The 11,087-nt window shown below is 41.3% G+C and carries 10 protein-coding genes; 4 read left to right on the forward strand and 6 right to left on the reverse strand.

Annotated features, from left to right (window positions below):
- Positions 1–785: 785 nt before the first annotated feature.
- The gene (locus tag NJ959_RS09720) at positions 786–1,553 is read right to left on the reverse strand and encodes a Uma2 family endonuclease (RefSeq protein ID WP_254011556.1); all 768 of its coding nucleotides are present in this window, start codon (positions 1,551–1,553) and stop codon (positions 786–788) included.
- A gap of 415 nt (positions 1,554–1,968) precedes the next feature.
- Here NJ959_RS09720 and crtD point away from each other — a divergent pair, with 415 nt between their 5' ends.
- Positions 1,969–3,516 carry a C-3',4' desaturase CrtD gene (gene crtD, locus NJ959_RS09725; protein ID WP_254011557.1) on the forward strand — a complete coding sequence of 516 codons (1,548 nt, stop codon included), beginning with the start codon at positions 1,969–1,971 and terminating at the stop codon, positions 3,514–3,516.
- Between the two features lie 96 nt (positions 3,517–3,612).
- Positions 3,613–3,912, forward strand: a complete 300-nt coding sequence (locus NJ959_RS09730) for a DUF3288 family protein (RefSeq protein ID WP_254011558.1) — start codon at positions 3,613–3,615, stop codon at positions 3,910–3,912.
- A gap of 226 nt (positions 3,913–4,138) precedes the next feature.
- On the opposite strand, the gene NJ959_RS09735 is transcribed toward NJ959_RS09730, so the two are convergent.
- The 4 genes from NJ959_RS09735 to NJ959_RS09750 form a co-directional block, all read right to left on the reverse strand.
- Positions 4,139–5,659: an MlaD family protein gene (locus NJ959_RS09735; RefSeq protein ID WP_254011559.1), complete on the reverse strand. Its 1,521-nt coding sequence runs from the start codon at positions 5,657–5,659 to the stop codon at positions 4,139–4,141.
- Positions 5,660–5,714: 55 nt separating this feature from the next.
- The gene (locus tag NJ959_RS09740) at positions 5,715–6,497 is read right to left on the reverse strand and encodes an ABC transporter ATP-binding protein (protein ID WP_254011565.1); all 783 of its coding nucleotides are present in this window, start codon (positions 6,495–6,497) and stop codon (positions 5,715–5,717) included.
- A gap of 163 nt (positions 6,498–6,660) precedes the next feature.
- A complete protein-coding gene (locus NJ959_RS09745) occupies positions 6,661–7,221 on the reverse strand; it encodes a Uma2 family endonuclease (protein ID WP_254011560.1) in 561 nt (186 codons plus the stop codon).
- 58 nt (positions 7,222–7,279) lie between these two features.
- Positions 7,280–7,840, reverse strand: a complete 561-nt coding sequence (locus NJ959_RS09750; protein ID WP_254011560.1) for a Uma2 family endonuclease — start codon at positions 7,838–7,840, stop codon at positions 7,280–7,282.
- Between the two features lie 551 nt (positions 7,841–8,391).
- Between NJ959_RS09750 and NJ959_RS09755 the strand changes: the two genes are divergently transcribed.
- Both NJ959_RS09755 and NJ959_RS09760 read left to right on the forward strand, forming a co-directional pair.
- Positions 8,392–9,582, forward strand: coding sequence for a DUF262 domain-containing protein (locus NJ959_RS09755; protein WP_254011561.1), 1,191 nt, complete (start codon positions 8,392–8,394; stop codon positions 9,580–9,582).
- A gap of 18 nt (positions 9,583–9,600) precedes the next feature.
- Positions 9,601–9,768, forward strand: a complete 168-nt coding sequence (locus tag NJ959_RS09760; RefSeq protein WP_254011562.1) for a hypothetical protein — start codon at positions 9,601–9,603, stop codon at positions 9,766–9,768.
- A gap of 174 nt (positions 9,769–9,942) precedes the next feature.
- Here NJ959_RS09760 and bchI read toward each other — a convergent pair whose 3' ends face one another.
- A complete protein-coding gene (gene bchI, locus NJ959_RS09765; protein WP_373693635.1) occupies positions 9,943–11,013 on the reverse strand; it encodes a magnesium chelatase ATPase subunit I in 1,071 nt (356 codons plus the stop codon).
- Positions 11,014–11,087 lie beyond the last annotated feature (74 nt).

Below are 11,087 nucleotides of genomic sequence, written 5' to 3' on the forward strand. Positions count from 1 at the left end.
TAGGGTTGGGAAAGCATTTTTAAATCAAGGGAGCCAGAAAAAAATCCCTCTTATAGAGATGATCTCGAGCGACAGTGAATAAACCGTGGCAGAAATTGTCGATAGGAATAATGTGGGATGGGGAAATCCGATGGAGGCAAGCCCTACTTATTTGTCGCCACAGGTAAATACTACCTCCTGAGCAGATGTCAAAGATGGGAAGCGATCGCGAAACTGAAAAGTTAGATCTTTTGGTGCTAAACATCTTTAGCTCTAACTGGACAGTTGATTAATTAATTGTCAAAAAGCTAAAAGGGCTACTTTGGTTCTATCTCTTGATGAAGTTGTCTTATTTTCTGTTTTTTTTACGCGCACGGATTTCCATTCTCTTAATTTAACAAAAAAAAATCAACCTGTCAAGGGCTGACTGCCGGAAATTTCACTTTTCAAGCTGACAGGCGCGATCGCCGCCCTTGACAGTTGACAGAATTCAAGTTATAGTAACAGAGTAGAAATCTGTGCCGCCCTAAAAATAGGGTTTTGAAAGGATTTTTAAATCAAGGGAGCCAGAAAAAATCCCTCTTATAGAGACAATCGTGGTGAGCAAAAAGCCAAGGCTGGCCGAAACTGGCGAGCGGGATAATTTTTGAGTGAAAACCGGATCGATTGACAAAATTCGAGTTATAGTAAGAGAATGGAAATCCGTGCCGCCCTAAAAATAGGGTTTGGAAAGCATTTTTAAATCAAGGGAGATTGAAAAAAAATCCCAGCTTGTCAAGCATAATCAGTTTTTTCCGGAACAACGGCTATCCTAATCGGTCTGGATCGATACCTAGTTCCCGCAATTTAGCTGCTAATAGATCGGCACGCTGACGTTCTTGTTCGGCACGCTGACGTTCTAATGTCACACGTTGACGTTCTTGTTCTGCTTGTTCGCTACTCCATAATAATAAATTTCCTTCCCGATCCCACCACCGGAGCCAATTAATAGTTTGGCATAGTCTTTCACCTCGCCAAATGCCCAGAAATAACTCTATTTCCGGAATCCACCAACGTCCATTAGTATCTGGTTGCTGCAAAATATATCGTCCATCTTGTAGTTGCCGTACTTCTAAACTTGGTTCGTAGGGGTCGTAGGTGACGTAAGTGGGAACTTGGAGCAGTCGTTCATAAAAGTACAATTTACCATAAGGTGGTGTGGCACGGACTGATAGTTCCCCGTTGTCTGTGTCTGAAAGAAATTCCATCACTACCAACACGGGGGCACCTTCTAAGTTGGGGGTATAACTGCGACGAATTACATCTGTTGCTGATGGCTGTACTTGCGGTACATAAAACCAGTCTGGTGCTTTGACTACGATTTTTTTATTGACGGTAGCGACTAATCCAAAATTCGAGCCGATCAACATTTCCGGTAAAATTAATCCTCCTGCGCCTAAAGCATCAGTAAGAGCAGCAGCAAGAGGTGGTTGCTGAATATTTTCCACAGGGTCGTCGGGTAAAATAAAATCGGCTGGGAGCGCTTCCCATGTTACAGTCGGTTTTTCTTGGACTGGGCGAACTTCTAGAACCATATAACTACTCCAAAGAGGTTAGGGCTGGAGTTGATTGCGATCGTCGGTTGCCTGTCAGGGGATTGGTAATTCTCGGAGAAGCTTTGGGCTAATGGCTAATGGGAGAAAAATAGTTATTTACCAAATAGTCTTTAGGCAAGATTAGTTCTGATTGGATTATTTAACTGTTTTTTTTACGCGCACCTTTTCCCATTGTACTAATTTAACAAAAAAAAATCAGCTTGTCAAGGGGTTGCCTGGGGTAGTGAGAAAGGCGATTTGCTTGCTGCACGGTTAAGCTAGGATCTGCCTACGATCGCGCGATCGCGGATCTAATCCCCAATTCCACTCAAACACCCCATCTGCCAGAGGTGGGAGGCTGTCCCCAGCAATTCTGTAATATGATGGTTAATGTAAAGAAATGTAAATAAGTTTGATGATAAGCGATCGCGAAGCGCTGCTGCAAGCAGATCCCACAGGAAACAACCAAAGCCGTAAAATAATAGTAATTGGGGCAGGAATTGGCGGACTAACAGCCGCAGCACTTTTAGCGCGTCGGGGATATAAAGTTTTAGTATTAGACCAAGCCTTCGTACCGGGAGGATGTGCATCCACCTTCAAGCGACGAGGATTTATATTTGACGTAGGCGCTACCCAGGTTGCAGGATTAGAAGCGGGTGGAATTCACAAACAAATTTTTGATGAATTAGAAATAGATGTACCGGAAGGGATTCCTTGCAATCCTGCTTGTGCAGTATTTCTGCCTGGGGAAAATGAACCAATTAATGTGTGGCGAGATCCCGAAAAATGGCAATCAGAAAGACAGAAACAATTTCCAGGTAGCGAACCTTTTTGGGAATTAATGGCGACTTTATTTAAGGTTAGCTGGAAATTTCAATCCCGCAATCCGGTATTACCGCCGCGTAACCTGTGGGATTTAGGTCAATTAGTTGGTGCAATTCGTCCAGATACCTTAATTACTGTACCATTTAGTTTAGCCACAGTAGGGGATGCCCTGCGAGGATATGGATTATATGAGGATAGAAGATTAAGAACATTTCTGGATTTGCAATTAAAATTGTATTCCCAGGTAAACGCAGATGAAACAGCCTTACTTTATGCGGCAACAGCACTAGGAGTATCTCAAGCACCCCTAGGATTATATCATCTTCAGGGTAGTATGCAGGTATTGAGCGATCGCTTAGTCGCAGGTTTGGTAAAATGGGGTGGGAAGATTTTAATGCGTCACTCTGTAGAAGATATCGAAATTTATAATAATAGGGCGACTAGTGTCAAAATTAAGAATCTAAAAACAGGGGAAGTTTGGAGAGAAGCGGCAGATGAAGTGGTGGCTAATGTGACTGTGCAAAATCTGGTTAATTTATTGGGGAAACAAGCGCCTATGGGTTATCAGAATCGAGTGGATAAATTATCGCCAGCATCAGGTGCATTTGTGATTTATCTGGGAGTGGAGGAAAGTGCAATTCCCAATAATTGTCCGCCCCATCTTCAGTTTCTCTACGACTATAACGGGGAAATAGGGGAAAATAATTCTCTATTTGTGTCTGTCAGTAAGCCTGGAGATGGTCGTGCCCCAAGAGGTCAGGCTACAATTATTGCATCCTCGTTTACTGATACCCAGATCTGGTGGCAGGGGGAAAAAGAGGATTATGCTAGATTAAAGGAAAAATATACCCAAGAGGCGATCGCTCATTTGGCTGAATACTTCGATCTCAAACCCGAAACCATTATCCACCAAGAAGTAGCGACTCCTCGCACCTTTGCTTATTATACCGGGCGCGATCGCGGAATTGTGGGTGGTATTGGGCAAAGGATACCAACATTTGGTCCTTTTGGTTTTGCTACCCGCACGCCGATTAATCATTTGTGGTTAGTGGGTGATTCTACTCATCCAGGTGAGGGTACTGCTGGTGTGAGTTATTCGGCTTTAACTGCGGTTAGGCAAATAGAGAATGGGGAGTAGGGAGTAGGGAGAATAATTATTGAATAAACCACTAAGACACCAAGGACACTAAGAAATAAATAGAGATATTTATAGCAGAAATGGAGTAATTAGTCAATGGCAATAGAGATAGAAAATAAAGATCAACAACATCCACGAGCAAAGAAAGATGGAGAAGTTGTGGAGCGTTTGTTACAAGAATCTGCTAATGATAATAATTTAGCGGAAGTTGCTCGACTGAGAATTCGCTATGGGGGTTTTCCTGGTGCTAGAAGTATGCAACGTAATTTGGATATTGTGCTTGAGCGGTGGAATTTAACTGAGGAAGGGTTATTTGAGTTAACTCGTCAGATTCATGCTGAGGGGAGGGCATATAAGCGCAATAGTAATGGAGAAGAGCAAGAAGATTGGACTTAATTGTTGGTTATTGGTTGTTTGTTTTGGTAACAGGGAATTAGTCATTATTTTTGAATGCGTGACTTTTGACTTTGGTTATATTAAATCAGTTGGTATGGGGATATTACGTTTTTTTTAACGCAGAGGGCACAGAGGATAACGCAGAGGTACGCAGAGGTTTTTGAGAGTTTGACTAATTACGATCGATTATGTATGATACAACAAATAACGAATAAATAACCAACAACTAATTACTTTCTTCAGATTTATCTGATTCATTCTTGGGGGCTGCGGGTAAATGCTGTAATAACGATTCCTGTTGATGGGGCTGAGGGTTAGTTTCTGTTGGCTGGGCTGTGGGTGGTGATGATTGAGTGAGTGGGGTTTGGGTGGTGGAGTTGGCTGTGGCTTCTTTGAGTGCTGAATTAACTGATTCTAATTTTTGAGCTACTTGAATTTGCTCTTCTAGTTGCTGAGTTGATGATACTAGTTTACTCAAGCCATTCACTAATTCCTTGACATGTTGCCGAAATTGTGGATCTCCTGTTAGCTCATCTAAGTCAGCAGTAATCTTTTGGACATTTTCAAATGTCGATCTTGCTGAATCTAAGGTTTGTTGTAATACTAGGAAATTGGTGGGATTATTGACAGCGGCAGAGACATCGCGTAAGTTGGCAGAGGCTTCTGCTGCATTGGCTGAGAGGGTTTCTAAATTACCTACTATTTTGGCGACATCGACTTTTTCTGTGGTATTTGCTAATCTAGTTACTAGAATAGTCAATTGTTCGCTACTTTGACTGATATTAGTTAATGTTTTTTGTAAAGTTCCCCGATTCGTTACTACTAGTTCATTGGTGGAAGCAGCAAGCTTGGTAAACTCTGTCAAGAGGTTATTTAGATTCCCCTGATTGCTGATTAATGCTCGATCCGCTGATGCCGCAAGTTTACCAAATTGCTGGAGGGTATTATTGAGATTTGCCTGAGTGGTGGTGAGATTTCCCTGAGTGGTGGTGAGTAATTCATTGCTAGATTCGGCAAGTTTACCGAATTTATCGGCAGTATTACCAAATTTATCGGCAGTATTACCAATTCGGTTTGCTGTTTGAGCGGAGACGGCGGTGAGGGTATTTGTGGCAGTGGAAAAAGTTCCTACTTGTTGTCGCACGGAGCGAGTTAATAGAGATAATTCTGCGGTGAGTTTGGCTACTCCACTAGCAGCAAGTGCGGCATTTTTAGTCAAGTTATTAACATTATCGAAAAAGGCAGGATCTGCGTATAATGTGGTAAATTTATCGGTGTTGCGGAGTAATTCAATAAAACTGACTCCAATCTCACCATTCACCCGGTTTTGGTTACAAATTACTAATTTAGTATCGCATTTAGAGCTACCAGGATTAATTCCTTGTATCCCGGAAGGAAGATTTTTGGGCGGTGTTATATCAATGGAAGTTTCACCAATTAAACCAGATTGATTAGCTTCAATTGCGACATTGCGAGGAATGACTAAATTTGCCGAATCTATTTGGATTGTCGCATCCACTCCATTAGTAGTAGCTTTAACATCAGTAATTCTCCCCACATCAACACCACGATAGCGAACAGTTGCGCCTACTTTCATACCAGCAACATCAGTAAAGCTGACAATAAATTGGTAGGTGCGAGCGCCCCACTTCATACCTCTTATCCACAGCACTAACCCAACAAATGCTGCTAATCCTGCCAGAATTAATAACCCAACAGAGCCTTCTCGAATGGTTCGCGATCGCATTATTTCTCCTCACACACCAGTCATTTGTCGTTTAAAAAACAACTAATAATTAATCCTAACCTATTGCCTGAATCGGTCCGTTGATACTAGCACTAAAAAATTGTCGGACTAGAGGATTATCGGTTGTATCGATCTCAGTAACGTGACCTTGCCACTGTACCTTGCCTTTGTAGAGAAAGACAACCCGGTCAGCAGTACGGCGAATGGTGCTATCTTGGTGAGTTACCATCACATAAGTACTGCAACCACCTTCTACGGATTGAAGCTGTCGGACTAAATCCTCAATCACGGTGGAGGCGATGGGGTCAAGTCCAGCGGTGGGTTCGTCGTATAGTAGAACTTCTGGGTTATCTTTGGGATTATGGGGATTGGACATAATCGCACGGGCAAAACTGACACGCTTGCGCATTCCGCCAGATAGTTGTGCCGGATAGCGATCGCAAATTCCAGGTAATCCTACCATTTCTAGTTTTTCTTCCACCAATTGACGAATCTCTTGCTGCGATAGTTTCGAGTGTTGGTGAAGTAAGAATCCGACATTTTCTGCTACTGTGAGGGAGTCGAACAATGCCGCCTGTTGGAATACCATCCCGATCCCGATAGGATCTGCAGCATCTTCGATTAAGCCTTTACGCTTTTCCCCCTGGATGTAAATTTCCCCGCCATCAGATGGAGTTAAGCCTGCAATAATCCGCAGAATGGTAGATTTACCTGTACCAGAGGGACCAATAACGCCTAGAGCCTCACCTCGATAAATCGTGAGATCGACTTCATCAAGGATGATATTACCACCAAATGACTTGGAGACTCCTTTTAGTTCAATTAGTGGCTCAGTCATTTTGGGATGGGGAGTGGGGAGTAGGGAGTAGGGAGTAGGGAGTAGGGAGTAGGAAAGAGGAATTTTCATTCTTAATCTGTAGGGTGTGTTAGCGTAGCGTAACGCACCATCCACACGACTAATAATATTAACGCAAGTTCTACAGGATTTACCTTAACATTATCTATTCAAATTCAGGAGGCCATAGTTCTGATACAGGAATTTCCCAGCCAGGAAATAGCTCTGGAATGGTGAGAATATCATTATTAGTCAAGATAGTTGCCTCACCTGTCGGACGATAGATAGTTACAGTTTCCTTGTCTGGATCGATCAGTATACCAACTCGAGTGCCTAAGCTTAAAAAGAATTGAATCTTTTCTTGAATCGGTTTAATTCTATCGGTTTTTGATTTAATTTCTACCATCAAATCCGGCACGACTTCGGCAAAAGCACGAGGGCTATGTTTGAGCCTTTCTGCACTGACAAATGAGACATCAGGAGCGCGTAAGTCTTGGTTGTCATTAGGTAAACGGAAGCCAGCCGCAGCCCCTGTAACTCGTCCCAATTTCCGGGCGAGTACCCATGGACCTAAGAAAATAATTAACCGAGAGCCAATTTCGTCTGATGTGTAATCTGATGGACCCATAACAATAATACTCCCATCTATCAGTTCTAACTGGTAATCTAGATTATCATCTTTTAGTTTTGTTTGTAGTCTTTCTAAGTCACTAATAGTTAGGGACATGAGAATTAGTTCTCCAAAATATTGTTGTTATTTACGAGACTGAGCCTACTAACATTATCTATTCAAATTCAGGAGGCCATAGTTCTGACACAGGAATTTCCCAGCCAGGAAATAGCTCTGGAATGGTGAGAATATCATTATTAGTCAAGATAGTTGCCTCACCTGTCGGACGATAGATAGTTACAGTTTCCTTGTCTGGATCGATCAGTATACCAACTCGAGTGCCTAAGCTTAAAAAGAATTGAATCTTTTCTTGAATCGGTTTAATTCTATCGGTTTTTGATTTAATTTCTACCATCAAATCCGGCACGACTTCGGCAAAAGCACGAGGGCTATGTTTGAGCCTTTCTGCACTGACAAATGAGACATCAGGAGCGCGTAAGTCTTGGTTGTCATTAGGTAAACGGAAGCCAGCCGCAGCCCCTGTAACTCGTCCCAATTTCCGGGCGAGTACCCATGGACCTAAGAAAATAATTAACCGAGAGCCAATTTCGTCTGATGTGTAATCTGATGGACCCATAACAATAATACTCCCATCTATCAGTTCTAACTGGTAATCTAGATTATCATCTTTTAGTTTTGTTTGTAGTCTTTCTAAGTCACTAATAGTTAGGGACATGAGAATTAGTTCTCCAAAATATTGTTGTTATTTGCTAGAAGTAGCTTACTGAGAGGTTATCAGTATTCTTAGGGAGGATAATTTTGATCGCCCTAAATCCCCCTGCCCTTCCGGAAGGCTTCGCCAACAAAAGTGGGACTTTAGATCTCTTGCTAAAATGCACCAAACCCCTTAGTAAGGGAAGGGAGCCTGATTTTTCTTGCTTCCCCCCTCGATTGGGGATGGGATAGAGGGGGGTAAGTTTTCTCTGAGACCCGATAGTTTCTATTGTAATATAAAGATAGCTAGTCTATCGGATACAATAAATTGGGGGCTGTGTCGGGTGCGTGCGATCGCTCAGAGAAAAACTAAGGCGATCGGCATTGCCGAAAAAAATGTAGTAAAATAGAGCAAAAATCAGGTATCATCCTGCAAATGCGTTGTAAAGATTGCCTAGGCAAAGGGATGCGACTATTCATGCCATCAGACTTCTTGCGAGGTTAAGCAAAGGTAAATAATCAGTTATTTTAGTAATATAAGCGTTGATGTTAAACATAAAAAATAGAATAAATATGACGAGAAATACTAATTTATTTTCAGGCGAAATCTTTGCCTTAAAAGATAAATATGATGATACTCAAGTCTCTCTTTCAGATGAGCAAATCAACGAAAAATACAAGAAAGGAGAGATCAGAATTGTTACGGAGCAAGCTCGTTATCCACTTGACAGCATAGAAACTATGCTTGATAGTAAAAAGTATATCTTAAATCCTGAATACCAACGGAGAAAAAGGTGGGACGATACTCGTAAATCTCGTTTAATAGAATCATTTCTAATGAATGTACCGATTCCGCCAATCTTTCTGTATGAAGTAGATTACTCTATTTATGAAGTAATGGATGGTCAGCAAAGGCTAACGGCTATTTTTGATTTTTATAAGGGAAAATTTAACTTGAAAGGATTGGAATATTGGGGGGAACTTAATGGGCGAAATTATCAAAATTTACCTGAACAAGTAAAAAAAGGGATAGACAGGCGTTATTTATCTTCTATCGTGTTGTTGCAGGAAACAGCCAAAAGTGAAGAAGAGGCTGAACGTTTAAAACAAATAGTTTTTGAAAGATTGAATAGCGGTGGAGAAAAGCTAACACGTCAAGAAACAAGGAATGCTTTACATAATGGCAAGTTTAATCAACTTTGTATAAAACTTGCCCAAAATGACTCTTTCCGTAAAATGTGGAAAATACCTATGGAAAGTGAAGGAGAAGAAAAGTTGCTTGAAAGCGAATCTTATCGCAAAATGGAAGATGTTGAATTGGTTTTACGATTTTTTGCTTATCGTCATATAGACAAATTAAAATCACCCGTAGATAAATTTTTAGATGACTATTTAAAACAGGCAAATGGTTATGATGATGAAACAATAAAAAATCTGGCAAATCTTTTTAATGAAACTATTAATTTGATTTATTATATATTTGGAGATGAAGCTTTTATACGCCCAAAACAAGAGCGTGATAGTAAAACGCCACTAAAAACTATTTACGATCCAATAATGCAGGTGTTTGCAAATAATATTTTGTACAAGGAAAGTTTCGTCAAAAATAGGGAATCTATACGAAGTAATTTATATTCAAATAAACAATTGCTATACATCAAGGAAGAAAATAACAGATCCCTCTTTGATGGTAGATACAATAACAAAAAAGATGTAGAAGCACGTATAAAGTATTTTCATGATTTCCTGCAAGACTATATCTAATAAAATTTGATATAAATTATGAATCCAATATCATTGGATAACTTCAAAAAAGAAGTCGATCGAGTACGAGAATATTTGAAATATATTCAGTATGTAGATGATCTAGCTGGCTATGTTGTTGTAGAATTATTCAAAATGAGCCACATCAAGAACTTAAAATTTCTGAAAAAACAAATATTGCTGTGAGCGTCGATCCTACAATCAGAGAAAATCAAAAATTTTACATAGTAAAGAAATTATGATTTCATCTTGCAAGTCGTTATGTTCTAATATCGGACATTTGGCACAATTCTCAACTGGCTGATAACAATTATGCAAGATGTCCGATATTACAAAGGAAAACTTGTGTTATGTCGCCGATTAATTCTGCTCAGTTGCTGATTCCAACCCAAAAACGCGACAAAAGGCTTTATCTACCTTATATCCTGAATCAATAGATTCCAATGGATCTTTCCGGAGGCGGTGGCGCAAACACAAGACAATCACGCGGCGGATATCATCAACTGTAACTTCATTCCGTGCCTCTAAAGCTGCGATCGCACGAGCTGCCCGATTAGTTACAATATCGCCCCGGAGTCCATCTACGTCAAGTTCTGAACAAACCTCAGAAATCTTCACCCGCAACTCATAGTCCATTTCAACGTGAGGGAGTTTTTCTTGAGCAGAGACTATCTTCTCCTGCATTGCTTCTTGAGGAGTCTGATGCTTTTGAATGTAGTCTAGGGGATTTTGGTCAAATTCTGCCCGTTCCTCTACAATCTTAACCCTCATCGCAGGTTCTCTAACAGTGCGAATTTCGGCGTGCATCCCGAAACGATCTAAAAGTTGGGGGCGCAATTCACCTTCTTCTGGGTTACCGGAGCCAACTAAGACAAAGCGGGCGGGGTGGCGAATGGAAATTCCTTCTCTTTCTACTGTATTCCAGCCACTAGCAGCAGAATCGAGTAGTACGTCAACTAAATGGTCATCGAGTAGGTTAACTTCGTCTACATAGAGGATACCGCGATTAGCTTTAGCTAGTAATCCCGGTTCAAAAGCTTTTACCCCTTCTGATAGGGCTTTTTCAATATCAATTGTGCCGCAAACTCGGTCTTCCGTTGCGCCCAAGGGTAAGTCAACCATGGGGACTTTTTTCTTGACAGTTTGGCGTAAATCTGGTAAAGAATTATCAGTCTTCATCCAATCTGGGTCATTGGGGTCGCTATTGAAGGGGTCATCGGCAACCACGTCAATTTCTGGCAATAAGTCAGCCAATGCCCGAATAGTAGTAGATTTTCCCGTTCCGCGATCGCCCATAATCATGACACCGCCAATTTTGGGGTCGATGACGTTGAGGAGTAGAGCCAGTTTCATTTCTTCCTGACCTACTATGGCGGTGAAGGGAAATACTACGCGGCGAGAATTCATGGGCGCTTGGGCTGTCGGACTCACTTTTTGTACCTAAAATCGTTAATGACGTTTTTCATTGTCCCATACTGGATGCGTTTGGGGAGTTTTGGGTGTAG

This window comes from Limnofasciculus baicalensis BBK-W-15 (genome assembly GCF_024178385.1).
GTDB lineage: Bacteria > Cyanobacteriota > Cyanobacteriia > Cyanobacteriales > Coleofasciculaceae > Limnofasciculus > Limnofasciculus baicalensis.

Bases quoted from the DNA above. Each gene is read 5' to 3' on its own strand.
- NJ959_RS09750 (WP_254011560.1), bottom strand. From the start codon at position 7,840: ATGTCCCTAACTATTAGTGACTTAGAAAGACTACAAACAAAACTAAAA.
- NJ959_RS09740 (WP_254011565.1), bottom strand. From the start codon at position 6,497: ATGACTGAGCCACTAATTGAACTAAAAGGAGTCTCCAAGTCATTTGGT.
- NJ959_RS09745 (WP_254011560.1), bottom strand. From the start codon at position 7,221: ATGTCCCTAACTATTAGTGACTTAGAAAGACTACAAACAAAACTAAAA.
- crtD (WP_254011557.1), top strand. From the start codon at position 1,969: ATGATAAGCGATCGCGAAGCGCTGCTGCAAGCAGATCCCACAGGAAAC.
- NJ959_RS09720 (WP_254011556.1), bottom strand. From the start codon at position 1,553: ATGGTTCTAGAAGTTCGCCCAGTCCAAGAAAAACCGACTGTAACATGG.
- NJ959_RS09735 (WP_254011559.1), bottom strand. From the start codon at position 5,659: ATGCGATCGCGAACCATTCGAGAAGGCTCTGTTGGGTTATTAATTCTG.
- NJ959_RS09730 (WP_254011558.1), top strand. From the start codon at position 3,613: ATGGCAATAGAGATAGAAAATAAAGATCAACAACATCCACGAGCAAAG.
- NJ959_RS09755 (WP_254011561.1), top strand. From the start codon at position 8,392: ATGACGAGAAATACTAATTTATTTTCAGGCGAAATCTTTGCCTTAAAA.
- NJ959_RS09760 (WP_254011562.1), top strand. From the start codon at position 9,601: ATGAATCCAATATCATTGGATAACTTCAAAAAAGAAGTCGATCGAGTA.